Below are 23,840 nucleotides of genomic sequence, written 5' to 3'. Positions count from 1 at the left end.
TGGGGATAAATCTCGGTAACTGACAGAAAAAATACGAAAAGGCCTAGCTCTGCAGGCGGGAGAACTTAGCTTACAGGAATAAAGGCTGTAAAGGTAACCTATTTAACTTATCGACCTTAGGTGGCTGGTCTGTATTCAAGGCGGTGTTATACTTGCACGCAACAAAATCAGATGAAGAAGAGGACCTCGTTTATGACCGTCATCCGCCAGGAAGACTTAATTCAGAGTGTTGCCGATGCTCTGCAATTTATTTCTTATTACCACCCTAAAGATTTTATTGATTCTTTAAATGCTGCTTATGAGCGTGAAGAATCGCCAGCGGCAAAAGATGCCATGGCACAAATTTTAATTAACTCACGCATGTGTGCTATGGGGCATCGTCCTATTTGTCAAGATACCGGCATAGTCACTGTCTTTTTAGAAGTGGGTATGGATGTACGCTGGGACGGCGCAACCATGGGTGTTGAAGACATGGTTAACGAGGGTGTTCGTAAAGCTTACCTTCTACCAGATAATGTTTTGCGTGCTTCTGTATTGGCAGACCCAGACGGTAAGCGAGCTAACACCAAAGACAACACACCAGCTATTATTCATGTAAAACTGGTGCCTGGTAGCAAGGTTGAAGTACACGTAGCTGCCAAAGGTGGTGGCTCTGAAGCCAAGTCACATTTTGCTATGTTAAACCCTTCCGACAGCGTGGTTGACTGGGTTTTAGAGCAAATTCCAAAAATGGGTGCGGGCTGGTGTCCACCCGGTATGCTAGGCATAGGTATTGGCGGTACGGCAGAAAAAGCCATGCTTTTAGCTAAAGAAGCCTTGCTTGAACCCATTGATATTCAAGATTTACAAAAGCGTGGTGCAAGTAATCGCCCTGAAGAGTTGCGTTTAGAACTCTTCGACAAAATTAACCAGCTAGGGGTAGGCGCACAAGGTTTAGGTGGGTTAACCACCGTTTTAGATGTAAAAGTTAAAGACTACCCAACCCATGCAGCTAACAAGCCTGTAGCACTTATTCCTAACTGTGCAGCCACTCGCCACACGCATTTCACTCTAGATGGTTCTGGTCCTGCAGTTTTAGAAGCACCTAAGTTAGAAGACTGGCCAGAAGTGACCCGTGAAGCGGGTGCTGACGTTAAGCGCATTAATCTAAACACGGTAACGCGTGAAGAAGTGAAAGACTTAAAGCCTGGCGATGTGGTTTTACTAACGGGCAAAATGTTGACAGGCCGAGATGCTGCGCATAAGCGCATGGTAGACATGATTAACAAAGGTGAAGAGCTGCCGGTAGATTTAAAAGGCAAGTTTATCTATTACGTTGGCCCTGTAGACCCAGTACGTGACGAAGTGGTTGGACCAGCCGGCCCTACAACCGCAACGCGTATGGACAAGTTTACCCGCACTGTACTAGAAAAAACCGGCTTGCTGGGCATGATAGGTAAGTCTGAGCGTGGTCCTATGGGTATAGATGCCATTCGTGATAACCAAGCCGTTTACCTAATGGCTGTCGGTGGTGCTGCTTATTTGGTTGCTCAGGCAATTAAACATGCCAAAGTGCTGGCTTTTGAAGACTTGGGGATGGAAGCTATCTACGAGTTTGACGTAGAAGACATGCCCGTAACGGTTGCCGTGGACGTTGCTGGTGATTCTATCCATACCCTTGGCCCAGCTAAGTGGAAGGATATAATTGCTAAAGATGCCACTCAAGGCTAGTGATAAACAAACCCCAAGGATGGGGTTTGTTTTTAGGATGTTTATGAAACGCTTTAATAAAAGCTCCAGTGTTTTGATTTTGCCCGTCACTTTCTCATTAGTGCTTGCCTTGTCTATTTTTATTGCTGGCTGTGGTTTTACTCTACCCAAAAATCAGGGTGAGTATTCAGCAGCTTTACCACCAGCTACAGAAGGTAGGTTAGCAGTAGCCATTAATGAAATGAAATCTGAACACCCAGATTTAACAGGTGTTATTCCCTTGTCTAAAGGAGCTGAAGCTTTTGCAGCGCGCATGTTATTAGCGGATGCAGCCACCTCTTCTATAGATACTCAATACTATATTTGGCGTGCTGACCTAACGGGTTATTTATTATTAGACAGATTGAAACAAGCTGCAGACCGAGGTGTGCAAGTAAGGTTGTTGTTAGATGATCATGGAACTTCTGGTTTAGACCCTGAAATTGCTGCGTTACAGGCACACCCGAATGTTGAAGTACGTTTATGGAACCCTTTTAATTTACGAAAATTCAAACTGCTTTCTTTCACCTTTGATTTTTTTCGGCTGAATCGCCGCATGCACAATAAAAGTTTTACCGTCGATGGTCATGCCAGTGTGCTGGGTGGTCGTAATATTGGTGATGAATATTTTAGTACTGGCATAACACCCTTATTTGTTGACTTAGATGTGCTGGTTGCAGGAGAAGTCGTACCACTAATTTCACAAGACTTTGATCGTTATTGGAATAGCCCTTCTGCTTATCCAGCCGGTCAAATTGTGACCAAGCCAGCTAAAGGCACCCCCATTACAGATAAAATTGCTGGCTACAATCAGAGTCAGCAAATGGCGGACTATAGAAAAATTTTACAAGAAACAGAAATGGTTACTAGGCTTACTGCTGGCGATCTAGAGTTGGAATGGACTAAGGTTAAGCTGGTCAGTGATAGCCCTGCAAAAGGGCAGGGCGCTTTGCCAAAAGAAGATTTGCTGGGTGGGCATATTGCTGAAGCGGTTGGCACCATTGAACAACAGTTTGACGGGGTTTCTGCCTATTTTGTGCCGGGTAAAGAGGGTGTGAAAGCCTTTACTAGGCTTGAAAAAAGAGGCGTAGAAGTACGAATGTTAACCAATTCATTGGAAGCAACTGATGTGCTGCCTGTGCATGCGGGCTATGCGAAACGACGAAAAAAAATGTTAGAAGGCGGGGTTGAGCTTTTTGAGCTGCGCCGCCAGGTAGACGGTGGTGATGAGGTGAGTAAAAAGCTGGGGCCCTTTGGTTCTTCAGGTGCCAGCCTGCATGCCAAAACCTTTGCCGTCGATGGTAAACGTATTTTTGTAGGTTCGTTTAACTTTGATCCACGTTCAGCACGCTTAAATACTGAAATGGGTTTGCTAATAGATAGTGAGCGCTTGGCAGGTGGGCTGCATACTGCATTTGATACAGGTTTAGCAGGTACAGCCTGGCAAGTTAAAAAAGAAGACGGAAAGCTGGTATGGGTTAACCCTAGTAATGATGCTGCGTCTCCTTTAACTAAAGAGCCGGGCAGTGGTTTTTGGAGCAACCTCAGCTTGAAGGTCATCGGCTGGCTGCCAGTTGAGTGGTTGCTTTAGGAATTATCCATCCTTTGTTGCTTCATGTTATCCTTACCCGATAAATTTTCTTTCAGTGGCTGCGGTAGCAAGCTTATGGGTTATCAAGTTTTAGCGCGAAAATGGCGTCCAAAAAATTTCCATCAACTGGTGGGGCAAGACCACGTTAGTCGAGCGTTAGTGAATGCACTCGATACTGACCGTCTGCACCATGCTTACTTGTTTACGGGTACACGCGGGGTAGGTAAAACTACGCTGGCGCGGATTCTTGCTAAATGCCTTAACTGCGAAACAGGTGTTACCAGTGAGCCTTGTGGCATTTGTTCAACCTGTGAAGCCATAGATACTGGGCGCTTTGTAGATTTAATCGAAGTGGATGCTGCCAGCCGAACTAAGGTTGAAGATACCCGAGAGCTACTCGATAACGTGCAGTATGCGCCAACTCAAGGGCGCTATAAGGTTTATCTCATTGATGAAGTCCACATGCTGTCTACTCACAGCTTTAATGCTTTATTAAAAACCTTAGAAGAACCACCACCCCACGTTAAGTTTTTATTAGCAACCACCGACCCACAAAAGTTACCAGCCACTGTTTTATCACGCTGCTTACAATTCCAGCTAAAGAACATGCCTGCAGAGCGGGTGGTTGAACACCTGCGTTTTTTATTAACAGAAGAAAAAGTTAGCTTTGATGAAGCCTCTTTAAGGCTATTAGGTCGTGCTGCAGATGGTTCAATGCGTGATGCTTTAAGTTTGACTGATCAGGCCATTGCCTTTGGGCAGGGCAACCTAGTGGCAGAACAAATTGCCAGCATGTTAGGTGTGTTAGATCACCAGCATTTACAGGGCTTGTTGCGTGCTTTGGTTAAACATGATCCTGCCGAACTAATGGCCGTGGTTGCAACACTGGCTGAACAAGCGCCTGACTTTGCCTCTGTACTGCAAGACTTAGCTAGTCTTTTGCACCGCTTAACTCTAGCGCAGGTTGTACCCGATGCTTTACCAGAAGATCAACTTAATCGGGAAGAGTTAATTCAGTTAGCTGCTAGCTTGCCAGCAGAAGAAGTGCAGCTTTATTACCAGCTAGCTATAGAAGGTCGTCGAGACTTACCCTTAGCTCCTGACCCACGCACAGGGTTAGAAATGACGCTCTTGCGTATGTTGGCTTTTCGGCCACAGGGGATTCCTGAGTTACCCGAGCAGCCCTTAACTCCGCAAGCCACTGACCCAAAGCTCCAAGCCCCTGAAACAGCAGAAACACTTGCTCATGAGTCTATTTCATCAGCAGAAATAGCTACTCAGCCAGTTGTTCAGGGGCAGCCCAGTGAGCCACAAAGAGCAGCTGAACCAAGAGTTAGTCCACTAACCCCGGCCGTTGCCATGCAAGTGAATGAGCCTCAAGCAGTTCAAAATGTGAGTGCTCTACCACCTAGGGTTCACCAAGAGAAGCTCGCTACTCTTGAAAACAATGAAGACTGGTTACAAATGTTTGATCAGCTCAATTTACAAGGTTGGGCTGGCACACAAGTTCGTAACCTCTGCTTGTTAGAGCGGCAAGGTAATAGTCTACGTTTTGCAGCACCTGCTCAGGCTTTAGCTTTCATAAATGACGATCTAAAAGCTAGCCTGTTAAGCCAACTGCAAAACCTACTAAAAGAAGATTTACAACTGGCTTTTGAAGCACAAGACCCTTTACCCTTCGATAACGTGTCTGTACGTAGAGAAAAGTTACGCGGTCAATTATTAACGGCTACCCTTGAGTCTTTTCAACAGCACCCGCATATACAGCTACTAGAAGAAGTTTTTGATGCTGAATTAGATGCTGCAAGTCTTGTACCTGCAGCTTGGCTAGAAGAAAATAAACTCCATTAATTTTAAGGTAGGAGCTAAGAATGTTTAAAGGTATGGGTGACATGGGTAAGCTAATGAAGCAAGCCCAAGAAATGCAAGGTAAAATGCAGCAGATGCAAGAAGAGGCAGCAAATGCAACTGCTGTGGGCGAGTCGGGTGCTGGCTTGGTGAAAGTAACCATGACGGGTCGCCATGATGTGCGCAAAGTTGAGTTAGACGACAGCCTGTTGCAAGAAGAAAAAGAAATACTAGAAGACCTTTTAGCTGCGGCAGTTAATGATGCCGTTCGCAAGGTTGAAGAGATGACTAAAGAGAAAATGGCAGGCCTGACGGGTGGTATGGATTTACCCCCTGGCTTTAAGATGCCCTTTTAATCACCATGCAATTTAGCCCTTTAATAGAAGAGCTTATACAAGCACTGCGCTGCTTGCCTGGTGTTGGACCTAAAAGTGCTCAGCGCATGGCTTTACAGCTTTTAGAAAGAGATAGGGCTGCTGGTAAGCACCTAGCCGAAGTCTTGCAGCTTAGTATGAGTGAAGTAGGTCATTGCGCTAGTTGTCGTACCCTAACTGAAGAAAAACTCTGCCGAGTTTGTACCAGTGGGCGGCGCAACGACCAAGTGCTTTGCATTGTAGAGACACCAGCAGACATGCTAGCACTAGAACAAAGCGGTGTTTATGATGGTCGCTATTTTGTACTCCTAGGTCACTTGTCACCCCTTGAGGGTATCGGCCCTGATGACTTGGGTTTTGACGAGTTGGTTGAGAAATTACGCAGCCAACCAGTAGAAGAGGTTATTTTAGCAACTAACCCAACCTTAGAAGGGGAGACTACTGCTCAGTATTTACTCGAGCTGTTATCTTCCTTGCCACTTAAAGTGACTCACCTGGCTCAGGGTATTCCCTTGGGTGGTGAGCTTGAATATCTGGATGGCGGTACTCTGTCACGAGCTTTTTCGGGTCGTCAGGGTTTTGCTTCCGTTAAGGAAACCAACGGATGAGTTTTGACCGTATCTGGGTTGATGATCTGCAACACCTAGAAACACTATGTACTGGCTGGCAAACACTTGATGAGCTAGCCATGGATACCGAGTTTATACGCACCGATACTTTTTACCCTCGTCCTGCATTGCTTCAAATTGGTGATGGCAAGGCGAGTTATTTACTTGATGTGCTAACCTTGGGCCGCCCAGAATGTTTGCGCAACCTACTAGTGACGGGGCCATTAAAAATTTTTCATAGCTGCTCAGAAGACTTAGAAATGTTGCAGCATTGGTTAGGCGTTTTACCTAACCCACTAGTGGATACCCAGTTAGCCGTTAGCCTAGTCGAAGCTGACTCAGCTATAGGCTATCAGCGCATGGTAGAAAAATACTTGGGTATTGTGTTAGACAAGGGTGAGACTCGTTCCAATTGGTTGCAGCGACCTCTAACTGAATCACAGCAGCTTTATGCCGCCCAAGATGTTGAGTTTCTGCTACCCATTTGGCATCAGCTAAAAGAAAAGCTAGCAGCAGAAGGCAAGTTAGAAATACTAACTGAAGAAAGCCGTTGGCTGCTTGAAGAAGCAATGGAATACCACCCCCAAGATGCTTGGCAAAGGTGTAAGCAAGCTTGGCGATTAAACGGTCGACAGCTAGCGGTGTTGCAAGCTCTTGCCAGTTGGCGTGATGAGAAAGCCCGCCAGCTAGATAAGCCCCGCAATCGGGTAGCTAGTGATGCCCAGCTACAGCTGTTAGCTGAAAAACAACCGCAAAATCAAAGCGACTTTTCACAAATTGATGAAATTGCTTTAGGTTGGGTTAAACGCCATGGTGATGATGTTATTCATGCCATTAAACAAACGCTAAGAACACCTGTAGAGTTATTGCCTACCCCGCTATCTTCGCCTAGATCACCTGAATACAAGGCAGTTCGCAAAGAGCTTAAAAAATCTTTAGTTGATTTAGCAAGCCAGCTAGGTGTGCCAGTAGAGCTATTAGCAAAACGCAAGCAAACAGATGAGTGGCTGCAGGCTTTAACACAAAAACAACGCCCAGAAGTACCAGAGAATTGGCCTAAGTGGCGACGGGTTCCCCTTGAGAAACTAATGAAACACTTGCATGTTAAAGGTGTAGTCTAGTGAAAATTATCACTGAGGTTTACCTCAGTAGTCTTAAAGATGAAATGTACCTTTATATAGATAAAAAACGCGGCTTAAAAGCAGTGCCAGAAGAACTAATGACCATTTTTGGTAAGCCTAAACCCGTATTTACTATTTTAATGACACCCAATAAAAAGCTAGCCCGCGTTGAAGGCAGCAAGGTTTTTAATCAATTAAAGGTTCAAGGTTTCTACTTGCAAATGCCTCCACCAAGAGATGAGTACTTGCTAGATCTTTATAAGGCTCCAACAGAGGCACGCTATTAATGACAGTCAGGCTTGCCTCACAACTTCGCCCTAAGTTTTGGCAGCTGCCACTAACAGAGCTAAGTGATTTAGAGTGGGAGGCTTTATGTGATGGCTGTGGACGTTGCTGTTTGCACAAGTTGCAAGATGTAGATGATAATCAACTTTATTATACGGATGTTGCTTGTAAGCTATTAGACTTAGAGACTTGTCGATGCAAGCATTACGCTGACAGAATTCAATACGTGCCTGATTGTATGTCGATTCGTGAAGAAGGTCAGGCGGTTTATGCACTCTTACCCTCTAGCTGTGCTTATCGCTTACGCAATGAAAATAAGCCGCTACCCTTATGGCACCCTTTACTCACTGGCAGCTCAGAAGCCATGCATGCGCTAGGGATTAGTATAAGAGGGCAGGTTGTTTCTGAAGAAGATATTCAAGAGGATGAAATAGAAGAGCGTATTATTCAGTGGATAGATTAGAAAAGCCATAAAAAAACGTTACACCTTGTAGCTTTTCTTCTGCTGCCTAGACCACTAGTATTAACCTTTTACAATTAAACTAAGTAGGATCACCTAGGGTAGAAGTTGTCATCTATGGATAATCTCATTGTTCTTAGCTGGTTGGCTTATTTTATAAGTTGTGCTTTTTTATTGCTGGCAAGCTGGAAGCTCATGTTTTGGCTGCCCTTCACTCTTAAAGTGGGTGTGGTTTTAAGTCAGCTGGCTATTTTGCTGGTGCCTACTGCAATTAATGAAACAGCCAAAGCACCCGCATTTATTGTGCTAGTCATTGATCTGCTTTCACGCTTACCATTAAGTGAAGCGCTCACTAAAGCTGCGCCTTTAATCGCTGCGCTAGTTTTAGTTTGGCCTATAGCTTTACTTTGGGGCTGGTTGAGAGGGCGCTACCTTAATTCACGGGTAGAAGCAGCAGAAGCTGAAAATTCAGACACAGAAACTAACTAAATTTTATTAAGTTACTTATAGGAAAATTGCGCTATGGTCGGATTCGTCTTAGTACTTACCTTTGTTATGTTAATTGCAGGTGTATTTGGTGGGTTAGTAAACTTTTATTTACTCAACCAAAATAACCGTGATACAACCGCTATGTTGCGCAGCGTTGTTGTGGGCGTGGGTGCAGCATTTTTAGTGCCCGTTATTTTAGACTTAGTAGGTAGCAGCATAGTGACGCAAAGCCAGAATGATCCTGGACAGTTACTTATTTATACCGGCTTATGTTTAATAGCAGCAATTGCCTCACGCTTAGTTGTAACCAATAAACTGGATCGTTCGCTTATGGCTGCCGACAGTGCTAAATCTGATGTCGAAGAGCTGCGTGTGCAGGTTAAGCAGCTACAACAATCCATTTATCCTCTTATTGAAACAGAAACTGAAATGGATTTAGCAAGAGAGGAAGAGCAAGAGGTGTTAGATACGCTTGATGTTGCTTCTACTCAGGTGCTTAAAGCTTTAGGTACTGGCCGCTACATTTTCCGTACCCAAGATAGCTTGTTAAAAGAACTAGACTTAGAAGATAGCGATATAATTAAGTCACTCAATGTTTTAGTAACCAAAGGATTAACTAATAAGGTTAACTCTAGCTGGGGCTTGCGTTGGCACTTAACCGAGCGTGGTCGTCATTTAGCTGAACTAAGTGTGTAACTAAGCTTTCATACACTCGCTAGGCTAGGGGTGAATTATTGGTTGTGGAGAGAAGCATGTTTGGACGCAAAACTATAAAAAAACTCTTATTGTTAGTGCTATTAGCTGGCTTGTTGCCTGCCACTCAGGCTTTTTCAGCACAGCCTGATGTACGCCTAGTAGTTGATATTTCAGGCAGCATGAAAAGAACTGATCCCAACAACCTACGCATTCCTGCCACTAATTTATTGATAGACCTACTACCCGCAGAAAGTAAAGCGGGTATCTGGACCTTTGGCGCTTACGTTAACATGCTAGTTGCACATGGTGATGCTAACGACGCTTGGCGAAATAATGCCCGTAATCAGGCAAAAAAAATTAACTCAGTTGCACTGTTTACTGATATTGAAAATGCTATAGAACGCTCTAGCTGGGATGTAAATAAACCAGATGCTAACACTGAAAAACACATCATTTTATTGTCTGATGGTTTAATTGATAACTCAGAAGCTAAGAGTGCAGAACAACGAGAAGCAGAAAACCAAAAGTCTCGCGATCACCTGCTCAGAGTTATTGTTCCTAAGTTAGCTAAAGCTGGCTACACCATTCATACCCTAGCTTTATCAGACGAAGCCGATCACGACCTAATGGCAACCATGGCGCAGCGTACAGGTGGCTTGCATGCTATAGCCTATGAAGCTAAAGACTTAATGCCTTTGTTGCTGCAAATAATTAACCGCCTAGTGCCTAGTGAAGAAGTCCCCTTACAAAATAATCGTTTTTTAATTGACCCCACCATTGATGAGTTTACCCTCTTGGTATTCCATGGCGCGGGTGCCTCAGTTAGCCTGCATAATCCAGCAGGTGAAACCTTCGATTCTAGTTCATCCAACTCAACGATGCGCTGGCATGGTAATAGTCGCTACACCATGATTACGGTAAAAAAACCAGCAGCGGGTGAGTGGTATATAGAGACGCCTGAGCATCCAGATAACCGAGTAACCGTAATTTCAGATATACGCTTCCACTCTACTAGCTTGCCACCCACTATTTATCGTGGTTACCCACAAAAAGTAGAAGCTTGGTTTACTGAAGAAGGCAAGCTTATAGACCGCCGAGAGTTTTTAACGCTTCTCGATGTTAAAGCAACCAACCAAAAAAGTGCCGAGCTGCTAGGTAAGTTTGCTATGCCCTTGGCGGCAAGCAAGCCTCACTACCAATTTACTTTTAAAGACTTCCCTAAACTGGGGGAGCAGACACTAAAAATTGAAGTTGATGGTCGCACCTTCTTGCGTCAAGTAACTCATAGTTTTAATGTTCAAGATGTTGTGGCAGCTAGCTTACAGCTACCTGATGATGGTAGTAGTCCTAGAGTTATTTTACGCGCCCAACATCCAGACTTAAAACCTGGTGATGTGAATTTTGATGTTCGTGCCAATGCTGAGCAGTTAGCTGCTGAATACCGCGGTGATGGTGAGTGGAAAGTAGACCTATCTAGCCTAGACAGAAGTGTGACTCAAACCATTAAAGTAGTAGTTGAAACTAAGCAGAAGAAAACACCTGTTAGCATTGAGCTGCCAGAGCTTATCTTGAGTGCAGAAGAGCAGGCTGGTACACCCAGTGTGATCCCCAACCCTGCACCCCAAGTTATACCTAGCCCTGTTATACCTATTGAAGCACCCACCAGCCCTAATGAGGTGACTGAAGGGGAAGTGGAAATAGAGGTAGAAGAGCCGCTAGAAGAGGTCGAGGAAGAAACACCTGAAGAGTCGACAGAGACCAGCCTCTTTGATCCTATCGAAAGCTGGGATGATCCACGTATGCCTTGGATTTATATTTCTCTAGGTATCGCTAATATAATTTTGTTCTTGGTAGCTTTTTTAATGTATCGCAGCTTTATTAATAAGCGCAAAAAGCGTCAGAAATCAGCTGAAGAAGACGAGCCAGAACCTCTATTAAGCCTAGATGATTCTTTAGATGATGCGCTAGATGAGTTTGGTGAAGATGACGAGCGTTAAGCGTATTTTAATAAACGGTTTATTAAGAAGGGCTAGGCTGAATGTGTGAATTGTTAGGCATGAGTGCCAATGTACCAACCGATATCACTTTCAGCATGGCAGGATTTTTACAAAGAGGCGGAGCAACGGGGCCTCACCGTGATGGGTGGGGTGTTGCCTTTTATGAGCAAGAAGGCTACCGGGAATTTAAAGACCCCTTTCCTTCGATAGACTCTCCTGTTGCTAAAATGCTGATGAACTACCCCATTAAAAGCCGTATTGTTATTAGCCATATTCGTCAAGCTAATGTGGGTGGTGTGAGCTTAGGTAACACTCACCCCTTTTCAAGAGAGCTTTGGGGTCGGCACTGGTGCTATGCACACAATGGCCAGCTAGCTGGCTTTAAAGATCAGTTACCCTTAACCTACTATAAGCCCACTGGCCAAACCGATAGTGAGTGGGCTTTTTGCTGGCTGATGGGTGAAATTCGGGAAGCCTTTCCTCAGCCACCCGAAGACCAAGCAGCACTTGAGCATTTAATTCATTCCTGCTGTGAAAAACTTCGTTTGTTAGGTGTTTTTAATCTGCTTATTTCAGATAGCCAACACCTTTACGCCTACTGTTCAACTAAGCTAGCGCACATTACCCGTCGAGCACCCTTTGGGCCTGCACAGCTAAAAGATACCGAACTAAAAATAGATTTTGCTGCCTGCACTACGCCTAAAGATGTTGTCAGCGTTATAGCAACTGAACCACTAACCCTTGATGAAACCTGGAATATAATGCAACCAGGTGAGCTAGTTGTATTTGAAAGTGGTGAGCTAGTAACTGTTAGGCCTAGCCATACCCTACCTAAAATTTAATACAAGCAACCCAAGCAAGTATTTAAGTCATCCTCGTTTGATAAAGAGAGCAACATGAAATTTACTGGAACAAAAAACTACGTTGCCACTGAAGAGCTTCAGTTGGCGGTGAATGCAGCTATCACTTTGCAGCGCCCTTTACTTATTAAAGGTGAGCCAGGCACAGGTAAAACTTTGTTAGCAGAAGAAGTGGCCGAAGCCTTAGATATGCCACTGATTACCTGGCACGTTAAATCGACCACCAAAGCACAGCAAGGCTTGTATGAATACGATGCTGTTTCTCGTTTACGTGACTCGCAACTAGGTACCGATAAAGTACACGATATCAGCAACTACATAGTGCCAGGCAAACTTTGGGAAGCCTTTACTAGCGAAAAACCAGCTGTATTGTTAATCGATGAAGTAGACAAAGCAGATATTGAGTTTCCTAACGACCTGCTGCTAGAGCTAGACCGTATGGAGTTTTATGTTTATGAAACTCAAGAAACCATTAAAGCTACTCAGCGTCCCTTGGTCATTATTACCTCTAATAATGAAAAAGAACTTCCTGATGCTTTCTTGCGTCGTTGCTTCTTCCACTATATTCGTTTTCCAGACCGAGACACCATGCAGCAAATAGTGGACGTTCACTTCCCAGGTGTACAGCAAGCCTTAGTTCAAAAAGCGCTAGAGGTTTTTTATGACCTACGCGATATCTCCGGTTTAAAGAAAAAACCCAGCACTTCAGAGCTTGTCGATTGGATAAAGCTACTTATGGCGGACGAAATGGCTCGAGGTGAACTACTGAGTGAAGATGCAAGCACGAGTGTGCCGCCTTTAAGTGGGGCTTTGGTTAAAAATGAACAGGATGCAGGACTATTAGAGCGTCTAGCTTTTATGATGCGTCGCCAAAATAGATAACTTATGTTAATTGATTTTTTTGAAGAAGTGAGAGCCGCTGGTGTACCCGCTACACCACGCGAGCTATTAGACTTAATTCGAGGTTTACAAGCCGATTTAGCCTTTGCTGAAATTGATGACTTCTACCTTTTAGCTCGTACCTGCCTAGTTAAAGATGAAAAATACTATGATCGTTTCGATCTAGCCTTTTCCAGTTATTTTAAAGGCATCGGCAGCCTAGATGAACTACTAGAAAAAGTGATTCCCGATGATTGGCTAAGGCAAACCTTTGAAAAGTTTTTAAGCGAAAAAGATCGTAAAAAAATTAAAAGCTTAGGCAGCCTTGAAAAACTAATGGAAGAGTTTAAAAAGCGCCTAGAAGAGCAAAAAGAACGCCATGCAGGTGGTAGTAAATGGATAGGCACAGGCGGAACCTCACCCTTTGGTCATGGTGGCTATCACCCAGAAGGCATAAGGGTAGGCGGAGAATCTAAAAACCGCAGCGCAGCCAAGGTGTGGGAAAAGCGAGAATTCAAAAACTTTGATGACTCCCTCAGCTTAGGTAATCGCAACATCCAGGTTGCGCTTAAGCGACTACGCCAGTTCGCACGCACTGGTGCAGCAGAAGAACTCGACCTAGATGGCACCATTAAAGCCACAGCTAGTAATGCCGGTTATCTCGATTTAAAAATGGTGCGCGAAAAGCACAACTCGGTAAAAGTTCTATTACTACTCGATGTGGGTGGTTCTATGGATGATCACATAGAAATGCTTGAAGAGTTGTTTACTGCCTGCCGTACCGAATTTAAACACCTAGAACACTACTACTTTCATAATTGCTTGTATGAGTCTGTTTGGAAGGATAACGATAGACGCTTTAACGAACGTATACCTACCATGGACTTGCTACATAAATACGGCCCTGATTATAAGGTGATTTTTGTTGGCGATGCTTCCATGTCGCCTTATGAAATTGCCGTAGCTGGTGGCAGTGTTGAACACTTCAACCAAGAGCCTGGGCAGGTGTGGCTTAAGCGAGTGCTAAATAATTGGAATAAAAGTGTTTGGTTAAACCCTGTACCCGAAAAGTATTGGGGCTATACACAATCTATAGCTATGATTAACCAGCTTATGGATAACCGTATGTACCCCTTAACTATTGAAGGCTTGGATGCTGCAATGAAGGAGTTAATTAAGTGATCCAAGTGTTACAAACACTCGCTAAGAATACTTTAGGGCGAGATTTTGTTGTGGGAGATCTGCATGGTTATTATGCAGAGCTGATGCAGGCTTTAGAGCAGGTGAGTTTTGATTTTACCCAAGACCGCCTGCTAGCCGTGGGTGATTTAATTAACCGTGGGCCAGACTCTTATAAATGTTTACAACTAGTCAATGAGCCTTGGTTTTTTTCTGTGCAGGGCAACCATGAGCGTTTAATGGTGCATAGCTTAGCTGGCAGCCTAGCGGCTTATAAAGCTTGGCAAAAGCATGGCGGTGGTTGGGCAGCACTTTATAAAGAAGAAGAGCTACAAGAAATGGTAAGGCTGATTCACAATAAAATGCCTTTAGCTATTGAGGTTAGTCAAGGAGAGCAGTGCTTAGGAATAGTTCATGCAGAAGTGCCCCAAGATGATTGGAGTATTTTAAGGCAATGGCAGGGTGAACCAACCCGAGAATTACTAGATTCAACAGCCCTTCTACGTAAGCGCTTACATAAAAACTTAGATCACCCAGTTGCCAATATAGATGCCGTAGCCTGCGGTCATACCCTAGTAAAAAAACCTACCCGTTTAGGTAATGTAACCTACTTAGAAACAGGTATCTGTGCCCCACAGATAGAAGGTTATTTAACGCTAGTAGAGGCTACAAAGCTTTTACAAAACTAGCTCTTATGTTGATTTTATTGCCTTTGTTTAATCGATTAGTAAAAGCTATTAAGCCTATTGAATAAGGTTTCACTAAATTAATGCTTTCTTGTGCTAGTATTATTACCAGTACCTCAAATCAATTGGAGAAATGACATGAGTGAAGTAACGAATCCTGTACTACCTGGCTTGAACCAACCAGCACCTGACTTTGAAGCAAAAACAACTTACGGTGTTAAAAAGTTGTCTGACTATAAAGGCAAGTGGTTGGTATTGTTTTCTCACCCGGCTGACTTTACACCTGTTTGCACCACTGAGTTTATGGCTTTTGCTAAGTATCACCCACAGTTTCAAGAACTAAACTGTGAGCTACTTGGCTTATCGATAGATAGCTATTACTCCCACGTTGCATGGGTGCGTAACATTAAAGAAAAATTTGGGGTAGAAATTCCTTTCCCAATCATTGAAGACTTGTCGATGAAAGTAGCCAATGCTTACGGCATGATTCAGCCTGGCGCATCTGATACTTCAGCAGTACGTTCGACTTATATCATTGATGATAAAGGCATTTTACGCGCCATGGTTTATTACCCCATGACTAATGGTCGCTCAATTCCTGAGTTTTTACGCTTAATTAAAGCGCTACAAACTTCTGATAAGCACAGTGTTGCTACCCCAGAAGGTTGGGAGCCAGGCGATAAAGTGATTGTACCACCACCAGCCGATGCTGATGCAGCTGAAGCGCGTGAAGGTGAAGGTTATGAATGTGTGGACTGGTACTTCTGTAAGAAAGAATTAGACGTATAACTTTTAACGTCTTTTAACTTAACCCCAGTAGAGGCTAGCTTCTACTGGGGTTTTTCATTTCTATGGCTTTAATTAACCAAGGGTGATTTTGGGAAGCTCTGGTGCTTCTAATACTGATTTTTCAGTTGGAGCAATAACCGTAGCTGTACCTAAAACTACTTTTTCACCTTTTTGGTTGGTTACTAGGCAGTCAAGAATCACAACATTTTTTTCTTTTTTCTCTTTTACGGTGAGTTTTACGGTGAGTGTATCACCTAGTTTTACTGGGCGACGAAAGCTTAAATCTTGGCCCATATAAATTGTACCTGGCCCAGGTAGGGTGGTTGCTAAAGCCGCTGAAATAAGGGAGCCAGACCACATTCCATGCGCAATTTGTTCACCAAACATGGTAGTTTTAGCAAATTCTGCATCTAGGTGAAGGGGGTTAACATCACCTGAAACGGCAGCAAAAAGCACTAGCTCTTTTTCAGTTAAGGTTTTTTCAAAGACTGCATCATCACCAATGTTTAATGTGTCGTAGGGGCGATTTTCTAAAGTGGTCATGGGTTATTCCTTGTGGTTGATAAGCTAAAGTTGTTGGCATAATACAGTAACTCTTGGCATTATTGAAAACTAGTCGAGCGTTTGCTAGGTTTGTTGCAATTCTACAAGAGTCTTATACTTTTGCACTGCAAATTAAGGCTAAATAGCATAATGTAGTTTTTTTACTAAAGCGTAATATTACACCCGGTTAATTAACAAATAGAGGCCACCGCATGCAGCACACCAATATTTATAATATGGGGCTAAATCAAAATGCAGCAAACTTTGCTGCCTTAACGCCAATTTCATTTTTACAGCGTTCAGCCAGTGTTTTTCCTAATCATGTTGCGCAAATTCACCATGATGTGAAAATTACTTGGGCGCAAACTTATAAGCGTTGCGTTCAGTTAGCATCAGCCTTAAACAAAGCGGGCATTACCGAAGGTGATACTGTTGCCTTTATAGCCCCGAACATAGTGCCTGTATTTGAAGCCCACTTTGGTGTACCTATGTGTGGTGCAGTGCTTAATGCTATTAATACACGCTTAGATGCTGAAGCTATTTCTTTTATTCTGCAACACGCTGAAGCCAAAATTATTTTTGTAGACCGTGAGTTTTCTGAAACTGCTTCGCGTGCGATTAAAATGCTAGGTGCTAATCGTCCACGTATTATTCATATTGATGACCCCTACTATGAAGGTGGCCAATTAATTGGTGAAATGGATTATGAAGCATTTATAGCCACAGGTGATGAGGACTATGCTTATAAAACACCTAAAGATGAGTGGGATGCTATAACGCTTAACTACACTTCGGGTACAACAGGTAACCCTAAAGGTGTGGTTTATCACCACCGTGGTGCTTATTTAAACGCTGTGTCTAATGCTGTTTCTTGGGATATGGGCGATCACCCTGTGTATTTATGGACGCTACCCATGTTCCACTGTAATGGCTGGTGTTTCCCTTGGACAATTGCTGCTACAGCCGGAACAAGTGTGAGTTTGCGTCATGTGCGTGCAGACGATATTTATAACTCGATTCGTGATAATAAAGTGGGCTACTTCTGTGGCGCACCCATTGTTTTGAATATGCTAAACAATGCCGATGAAGAACTTAAAGCAGGTATAGATCATCAAGTTAAAGTAATGACAGCAGGCGCACCACCACCAGCTTCAGTGATTGAAGGCATGGAGTCTATGGGCTTTGTAGTAACTCACGTTTATGGATTAACCGAAACTTACGGCCCTTGTGTGGTTTGTGCTTGGCATAGCGAATGGGATAGCAAAACACCTACTGAAAAAGCCCGTTTAAAATCACGCCAAGGCGTTAAATCACCCATGCAAGAAGATTTAATGGTTGCCGACCCTGAGACCATGGTTCCTGTACCTAAAGACGGTAAAACCATTGGTGAAATCTTTATGCGCGGTAATCTAGTGATGAAAGGTTATTTGAAAAACCCACGTGCTACTGAAGAAGCTTTCCAAGGGGGTTGGTTCCGCTCAGGTGACTTGGCTGTTTGGCATGCTGATACTTATGTAGAAATTAAAGACCGTTCTAAAGACATTATTATTTCGGGTGGTGAAAATATTTCTTCGGTAGAAGTTGAAGATGTCTTGTATCGTCACCCCGATGTTTCTGAAGCGGCAGTGGTAGCACGTCCTGATGAAAAGTGGGGTGAAACTCCCTGTGCCTTCATTACTCTAAAAGCTGGTTCTAAAGTAACAGAACAAGAAATTATGGATTTTTGCCGTGAGAATATGGCTGGGTTTAAAACACCTAAAACGGTTGTTTTCCGTGAGCTACCTAAAACTTCAACGGGTAAAATTCAAAAGTTTGTACTGAGAGATCAGGTTAAAGAGTTGTAATTTAAGGATATTTTGATTCTTAAGTAGTAGAAGCCAGCCTTAGGGCTGGCTTTTTTTTGTCTTTACAGGTTATAGTAAACGAGCGTTTGAATTGATGTGTGCACTAGTTGGTTAACTAGGCTTAAAGTCAGCACGTCACTTGCTAATCAACAATAATAAGCTGGCGAGGTTTGGTATGACAGAAATTGATATGAGTCGTTATGAGTCGGTATTGCAGGTATTTGATGAGTCCTGTGCGCGTTTTGCAGACCGGCCCGCCTTTACCTGTATGGGTAAAACAATTACTTATGGTCAGTTGGAAGAAAAAAGCCGCTACTTTGCAGCCTACTTACAAAATAATACCGACCTCAAAGAAGGCGACCGTATTGCAATTCAATTACCCAACACCTTAATGTTTCCTATTGCCGTTTTTGGTGCGTTAAGAGCAGGTTTAGTCGTAGTTAACACCAATCCACTTTACTCAGAAAGAGAAATGGAGCACCAGTTTAATGACTCGGGTGCCCGAGCGATAGTTGTGCTGGCGAACATGGCGCGAAGCGTACAAAAAGTTTTACGCTTAACTAACCTCAAGCATGTATTTGTTACTGAACTGGGCGATATACACCCCTTTATTAAGCGTCATGCAATTAATAAGGTGGTCAAGTATGTTAAAAAAATGGTGCCAGCCTACCATCTGCCCTATGCCATACCCTTTCGTAAAGCCTTGCATGTCGGGCGTAAAGGACACTGGGTTCCTACCAGAGCTAAGCTAGATGATATCGCTATTTTACAATACACAGGCGGCACAACTGGCGTAGCTAAAGGCGCAATGCTGACTCACAAAAACCTAGTCGCCAATATGCTGCAGGCTAGAGGGGTAATCGATAGCGTACTTAATGAAGGCGGCGAAACCGTTGTAGCTCCCCTGCCTATGTATCATATTTACACTTTTACGGTTAACTGCATGGTAATGATGGAACAGGGTAACCATTCTTTGTTAATTACTAATCCGCGTGATTTACCTAGTTTTGTTAAAGAACTTAAAAATAACCACTTTACGGGTTTTGTGGGTTTAAATACCTTGTTTGTCGCCTTGTGCAATCGAGAAGATTTTAGGGAGCTCGACTTTAGCAGCTTAAAACTGACTATTTCTGGTGGCATGGCTTTAACTAAGGCAGCAGCAGAAAAGTGGAAGGAAGTGACGGGTAGCGATATTGCTGAAGGTTATGGTTTAACTGAAACTTCTCCCGTTGCTACTTTTAACCCACTCAGGGCGATTAAGTTAGGTAGCATTGGTAAGGTGGTAGCTGGCACTGAAATTAAAGTGGTAGATGAAAATGGCGTGAAACTACCAACAGGTAAAGCGGGTGAGCTATGTATTCGTGGCCCACAGGTAATGAAAGGTTATTGGCAACAAGCTGAAGAAACAGCTAAGGTTTTAACAGCCGATGGTTGGTTTCATACGGGTGATGTAGCGGTAATAAGCGATGATGGCTATGCCTGTATAGTCGATCGTAAAAAAGACATGATCAATATGTCGGGCTTTAATGTTTACCCCAATGAAATAGAAGACGTTATCGCTTCTCACCCCGATGTGTTAGAAGTGGCAGCCGTAGGTGTGCCAGATGAAAAAAGTGGTGAAGCCGTTAAGGTGTTTATTGTTTCTCGTTCAGGTGACTTAACGGTAAAAGAAGTTCGTGGTTGGTGTAAAAAGCGCCTAACGGCTTACAAAGTACCGCGCCATGTTGAGTTCCGAGATGAGCTACCTAAAACAAACGTCGGTAAAGTGCTGCGTAGACAACTACGTGATGAAGCTAATTAAATTCAGTTATACTAGGTGGCTCGCAGTACTTAATTTTAAGTAACTCGTTTTAAAGCAACTAAAGAGCCACCATGTTTAAGTTGGAACAAGATTTATTGCAGCAATGCCTATTAAAAGATGTTCATCGCTTTAGTAGGCAACTGCACAAGCTGCGTAAATTACCTAGTAAAGCAAAGAATGCCCAACCCACCACGGCTAGCCAGCAAAATCAGCTAAGAGAAAAGTTACAAGCATCGGCTGCTAAAGTAGAAAGCCGTAAAGCCGCTTGGCCTAAAATAAATTATCCAGACCTACCAGTAAGCGAACACCGCGAAAAAATTCTTGCTGCGCTAACAGAAAATCAAGTTTTAGTTATAGCTGGTGAAACGGGTTCAGGTAAAACCACTCAGCTACCAAAAATTTGTTTAGAGCTAGGTTTAGGTGCGCGAGGTTTAATTGGGCATACCCAACCAAGGCGTTTAGCTGCTCGCTCAGTTGCCCAACGTTTAGCCGAAGAACTAGAAGTACCGCTAGGTGAGCAGGTGGGTTATCAGGTGCGTTTTCATGATCAGCAGACAGATAACACGCTGATTAAGTTAATGACCGATGGTATTTTGCTAGCAGAAACGCAAAAAGACCCATTTCTAAACCGTTATGAAGTTATCATTATTGACGAAGCGCATGAGCGTAGCCTTAATATTGATTTTTTGCTGGGCTATTTAAAACGCATTTTGCCACGCCGTCCTGATTTAAAAGTTATTATCACCTCAGCAACCATCGACCTAGAGCGCTTTTCTAAACACTTTAATAACTGCCCTGTTATTGAGGTTTCAGGTCGAACCTACCCTGTAGAAATAGAATACCAACCCTTATTAACCGATGACCCAGACACAGCCGATTTAACCTTGCAGCAGGGTGTTTTGCAGGCGTTAGAAAGTATTGAAACGGCTGAAAGAAGCAAAGGCTGGCTACATGGCCCAAGGGATGTGCTCATATTTTTGCCTGGCGAACGTGAAATTCGTGAAATGGCACATGAAATTCGCAAAGCCCAAAACTTTGGGCAGTTTCGTCATACCCAAGTATTACCGCTTTATGCACGCCTTCCTGCCGGTGAGCAACAAAAAATCTTTCAGCCTTCTAATCAGCGTAAAGTTGTACTAGCTACTAACGTCGCCGAAACCTCTTTAACTGTACCGGGTATTCGTTATGTGATTGACCCAGGTGTTGCCAGAATGAGCCGTTATAGCGTTAGGGCAGGGGTGCAGCGTTTACCCATAGAAGCAGTTTCCCAAGCCAGTGCTAACCAACGTGCTGGGCGTTGTGGGCGAGTTGCCGAAGGTTTATGTATTCGTTTATATAGCGAAGAAGACTTTAAGGGTCGCCCAGAATTTACCGAGCCAGAAATACGCCGCACTAACCTAGCGGCGGTTATTCTACAAATGCTGTCATTGAAACTAGGCAGCATTGAAGACTTCTCCTTTATCGAGCCACCCGATAGCCGCACCATTAAAGACGGTTTTCGTTTGTTGTTTGAATTGGGTGCAGTAACCGCTAGAAATGCTTTAACTCAACTAGGGCGTAAGCTGGCACGATTACCTATCGACCCACGCCTAGCCCGTATGCTTTTAGAAGCTTCACAGCGCAATAGCCTGCAAGAAGTGTTAATCATTACCTCGGCACTTACCCTGCAAGACCCTAGAGAACGGCCTGTTGAACATCAGCAAGCCGCCGACCAAGCTCATGCTCAGTGGGCTGATCCTACCTCTGACTTTGCTGCCCTAGTCAACTTATGGCGAGACTATGAAATACAGCGCCAAGATTTAACCGCCAGCCAGCTACGCAAATACTGTAAGAAAAACTTTTTATCCTGGCTGCGGATGCGTGAATGGCGAGACACCCATCGCCAGCTAAAGTTATTGGCACGTGAAATAGGCTTAAAAGAAAATAGCCAGCCAGCTGACACGGTAGCCTTGCACCAAGCGCTGTTAGCAGGCTTGCTGTCTAATATGGGTATGCAGCAAGAAAACAAAGAGTTTTTAGGGGCGCGAAATCGTAAATTTTTTGTTCACCCAGGCTCTAAGTTAGCTAAAAAGCCACCTAAATGGATTATGGCTTCAGAGTTGGTTGAAACCACCCGCCTGTATGCCAGATTAGTCGCCAAAATAGAGCCAGAATGGGCTGAACCTTTAGCAGCCCATTTAATTAAGCGAGACTATTCATCACCCCATTGGGAAAAACGTGCAGCACGGGTTGCCGCCTATGAAAAAGTAACCCTCTTTGGCCTGCCCTTAGTGACAGGAAGAAAAGTTGACTATGCGGCACATGACCCTGAGCTTTGCCATGAGATTTTCATTCGCTCAGGTTTAGTCGAGGGCAACTATGTTACTAAAGCCCCTTTTATGGCGCATAACCAAGCCTTGTTAGATGAAGTGCTGGTGTTGGAAGATAAAGCCCGTAAGCGTGATATTTTAGTCGATGATCAAGTGCTGTATGACTTTTATGCTGAGCGGATTCCTGAAGATATTTGCCGTGGTGCCAGTTTTGAAAGCTGGCGCAAAAAAGAAGAAATAGTAAATCCACAATTATTATTACTGACTAAAGAAGAGCTACTGGCGCGAACCGCAGACGAGATAACCGATGATGCGTTTCCAGACTTATTAACCTGGCAGGGTATTAGCTGGCAGTTAACTTACAACTTTGCACCTAGCGAAAAAGACGATGGTGTGACCATGCAAGTACCCGTTGCCATGCTCAGCCAATTACCCGAAACACGTTTAGAGTGGTTAGTACCTGGTTTATTGCGAGAAAAATGCTTAGCCATGATGCGTGGCCTGCCCAAACAAGTGCGCAAAAACTTTGTACCCTTGCCAGACTACATAGATGCTGCCTTGCAAGCCTTAGTACCCGATGACTTACCCTTAGGCAAAGCCCTGGGTTTGTTTTTTTACAAAACTACAGGGGTAAAAATTGATGAGCAGCATTGGGAAAACATTAAGCTAGATGATCATTTGTTAATGAACTTTAGTGTTTTATCAGATAAGGGTGAAGAGTTAGGGCAGGGGCGCGATTTAGCCAAACTACGCAAAAAATATGCAGGACAAATGCAAGCAGCCACTCAAGCCTTAGATTCAGGGCAACTAAAAGCCAGTGGCGCAACGGATTGGAGCTTTGGCGAATTACCACCCGTGTTAGAGCAACAGCAAGCGGGTGTAAAAATTCAAGCCTTCCCTGCTTTGGTAGATGAAGGTGAAAGTGTTGGTGTTACTCTGTTCGATAGCCCAGCCAAAGCGAAGTTTGCTACAGAAAAAGGCTTGGTACGCTTAATACGTTTAAATCTTCCTCAGAAAGATAAATACCTACAAACCCAATTACCTGGTTTAGAAAAGCTTGCCCTAATGTTTACTAAAATAGGCTCGCGTCAGTCTTTAATAGACGACCTATTAAATACTTGTGTCAGGGAAGTGTTTTTAGCCGATAATGCAGAACTTTGGCCAAGAGATGAGGCAGCTTTTCAAAGCCTGCTAGAAAAACATCAAGCGGCTTGGGTGCCTGCTGCTACAGAAAAAGTAAAACTAGCTACAGCAGCACTAGAAGCACAAGTGCCCTTGGCAGCCAAGCTAAAAGGCAAGTTAGATTTAGCCAGTGCATTAACTTTTCAAGATGCGCGTCGACAACTTAATCGCTTGTTTTTTGTTGGCTTTATTTGGCAAGCAGGTGAGTGGTTAGCCCACTATCCTAGGTACTTAAAAGCCTTGGAAGTCAGGTTAGAAAAGGCAAGTCGAGATAGGCTTAGAGATCAACGTCTAGCAGAAGAACTAGAAAAGCTCTGGCAAGACTGGGAAAACCGTTATACTGCAATGCAGCAGCAGGGCGAAGTCAGCCAAGCCCTAGCTGATTATCGCTGGTTAATTGAGGAATACCGTGTTTCTCTTTATGCTCAGCAACTAGGAACGCAGCAGGTGGTTTCTGCACGTAGACTTGCCGAAGCTTGGGCTAGGCTAGTGACCTAAGTTTTAGTTAATTAGAGCCTATATTTGATGAGTTTATTGTTTGCTAAGAGCGTAGGATATGCCTAGTAACCCT

20 protein-coding genes are annotated in these 23,840 nt (G+C 43.8%); 19 read left to right on the top strand and 1 reads right to left on the bottom strand.

Annotated features, from left to right (window positions below; translation table 11 throughout):
• Positions 1-192: 192 nt before the first annotated feature.
• The 16 genes from BP27_RS0103330 to BP27_RS0103255 all read left to right on the top strand — a co-directional run bounded on the left by BP27_RS0103330 (position 193) and on the right by BP27_RS0103255 (position 15,590).
• Positions 193-1,710: a fumarate hydratase gene (locus BP27_RS0103330; RefSeq protein ID WP_027850340.1), complete on the top strand. Its 1,518-nt coding sequence runs from the start codon at positions 193-195 to the stop codon at positions 1,708-1,710.
• Positions 1,711-1,753: 43 nt separating this feature from the next.
• On the top strand, positions 1,754-3,319 hold the full coding sequence (locus BP27_RS0103325) for a phospholipase D family protein (protein ID WP_051610226.1): 1,566 nt from the start codon (positions 1,754-1,756) through the stop codon (positions 3,317-3,319).
• A gap of 75 nt (positions 3,320-3,394) precedes the next feature.
• Complete coding sequence (gene dnaX / locus BP27_RS0103320; RefSeq protein ID WP_027850338.1) at positions 3,395-5,170, top strand: DNA polymerase III subunit gamma/tau; 1,776 nt, start codon at positions 3,395-3,397, stop codon at positions 5,168-5,170.
• 20 nt (positions 5,171-5,190) lie between these two features.
• A complete protein-coding gene (locus BP27_RS0103315; protein WP_027850337.1) occupies positions 5,191-5,523 on the top strand; it encodes a YbaB/EbfC family nucleoid-associated protein in 333 nt (110 codons plus the stop codon).
• Positions 5,524-5,528: 5 nt separating this feature from the next.
• Positions 5,529-6,149, top strand: coding sequence for a recombination mediator RecR (gene recR, locus BP27_RS0103310; RefSeq protein WP_027850336.1), 621 nt, complete (start codon positions 5,529-5,531; stop codon positions 6,147-6,149).
• Positions 6,146-7,270: a ribonuclease D gene (gene rnd / locus BP27_RS15030; RefSeq protein ID WP_051610223.1), complete on the top strand. Its 1,125-nt coding sequence runs from the start codon at positions 6,146-6,148 to the stop codon at positions 7,268-7,270. Before recR ends, rnd begins: the two co-directional genes overlap by 4 nt.
• Positions 7,270-7,557, top strand: a complete 288-nt coding sequence (locus BP27_RS0103300; protein ID WP_027850335.1) for a YcgL domain-containing protein — start codon at positions 7,270-7,272, stop codon at positions 7,555-7,557. The genes rnd and BP27_RS0103300 overlap by 1 nt, the downstream gene beginning before the upstream one ends.
• Positions 7,557-8,018, top strand: a complete 462-nt coding sequence (locus BP27_RS0103295; RefSeq protein WP_036239272.1) for a YcgN family cysteine cluster protein — start codon at positions 7,557-7,559, stop codon at positions 8,016-8,018. The genes BP27_RS0103300 and BP27_RS0103295 overlap by 1 nt, the downstream gene beginning before the upstream one ends.
• A gap of 114 nt (positions 8,019-8,132) precedes the next feature.
• Positions 8,133-8,504: a hypothetical protein gene (locus tag BP27_RS0103290; RefSeq protein ID WP_027850333.1), complete on the top strand. Its 372-nt coding sequence runs from the start codon at positions 8,133-8,135 to the stop codon at positions 8,502-8,504.
• A gap of 33 nt (positions 8,505-8,537) precedes the next feature.
• Positions 8,538-9,200 (top strand): YEATS-associated helix-containing protein, encoded by a 663-nt coding sequence (locus tag BP27_RS0103285; RefSeq protein ID WP_027850332.1) that lies wholly within the window; start codon positions 8,538-8,540, stop codon positions 9,198-9,200.
• A gap of 56 nt (positions 9,201-9,256) precedes the next feature.
• Entirely contained in the window at positions 9,257-11,197 is a 1,941-nt protein-coding gene (locus tag BP27_RS0103280) for a VWA domain-containing protein (protein ID WP_027850331.1), read from the top strand.
• 41 nt (positions 11,198-11,238) lie between these two features.
• Positions 11,239-12,039: a class II glutamine amidotransferase gene (locus BP27_RS0103275; RefSeq protein WP_027850330.1), complete on the top strand. Its 801-nt coding sequence runs from the start codon at positions 11,239-11,241 to the stop codon at positions 12,037-12,039.
• A 54-nt stretch (positions 12,040-12,093) separates the two neighbouring features.
• Complete coding sequence (locus BP27_RS0103270; protein WP_027850329.1) at positions 12,094-12,939, top strand: AAA family ATPase; 846 nt, start codon at positions 12,094-12,096, stop codon at positions 12,937-12,939.
• Positions 12,940-12,942: 3 nt separating this feature from the next.
• Positions 12,943-14,118, top strand: a complete 1,176-nt coding sequence (locus BP27_RS0103265) for a vWA domain-containing protein (protein ID WP_027850328.1) — start codon at positions 12,943-12,945, stop codon at positions 14,116-14,118.
• On the top strand, positions 14,115-14,804 hold the full coding sequence (locus BP27_RS15025; protein ID WP_051610221.1) for a metallophosphoesterase: 690 nt from the start codon (positions 14,115-14,117) through the stop codon (positions 14,802-14,804). The genes BP27_RS0103265 and BP27_RS15025 overlap by 4 nt, the downstream gene beginning before the upstream one ends.
• Positions 14,805-14,939: 135 nt before the next feature.
• A complete protein-coding gene (locus BP27_RS0103255) occupies positions 14,940-15,590 on the top strand; it encodes a peroxiredoxin (RefSeq protein WP_027850327.1) in 651 nt (216 codons plus the stop codon).
• 72 nt (positions 15,591-15,662) lie between these two features.
• On the opposite strand, the gene BP27_RS0103250 is transcribed toward BP27_RS0103255, so the two are convergent.
• Positions 15,663-16,133: a MaoC/PaaZ C-terminal domain-containing protein gene (locus BP27_RS0103250; protein ID WP_027850326.1), complete on the bottom strand. Its 471-nt coding sequence runs from the start codon at positions 16,131-16,133 to the stop codon at positions 15,663-15,665.
• A gap of 212 nt (positions 16,134-16,345) precedes the next feature.
• Between BP27_RS0103250 and BP27_RS0103245 the strand changes: the two genes are divergently transcribed.
• The 3 genes from BP27_RS0103245 to hrpA all read left to right on the top strand — a co-directional run bounded on the left by BP27_RS0103245 (position 16,346) and on the right by hrpA (position 23,767).
• Complete coding sequence (locus BP27_RS0103245) at positions 16,346-17,977, top strand: acyl-CoA synthetase (protein ID WP_027850325.1); 1,632 nt, start codon at positions 16,346-16,348, stop codon at positions 17,975-17,977.
• Positions 17,978-18,152: 175 nt separating this feature from the next.
• Positions 18,153-19,778, top strand: a complete 1,626-nt coding sequence (locus BP27_RS0103240) for an AMP-binding protein (protein WP_051610219.1) — start codon at positions 18,153-18,155, stop codon at positions 19,776-19,778.
• A gap of 71 nt (positions 19,779-19,849) precedes the next feature.
• On the top strand, positions 19,850-23,767 hold the full coding sequence (gene hrpA, locus BP27_RS0103235; RefSeq protein WP_051610217.1) for an ATP-dependent RNA helicase HrpA: 3,918 nt from the start codon (positions 19,850-19,852) through the stop codon (positions 23,765-23,767).
• Positions 23,768-23,840 lie beyond the last annotated feature (73 nt).

Origin of the sequence: Marinospirillum insulare DSM 21763, assembly GCF_000686905.1 — a bacterium.
Taxonomy (GTDB): domain Bacteria; phylum Pseudomonadota; class Gammaproteobacteria; order Pseudomonadales; family Halomonadaceae; genus Marinospirillum; species Marinospirillum insulare.
Note: the sequence above shows the minus strand (reverse complement) of the source record. Positions and strands in the feature narration are given on the sequence as shown.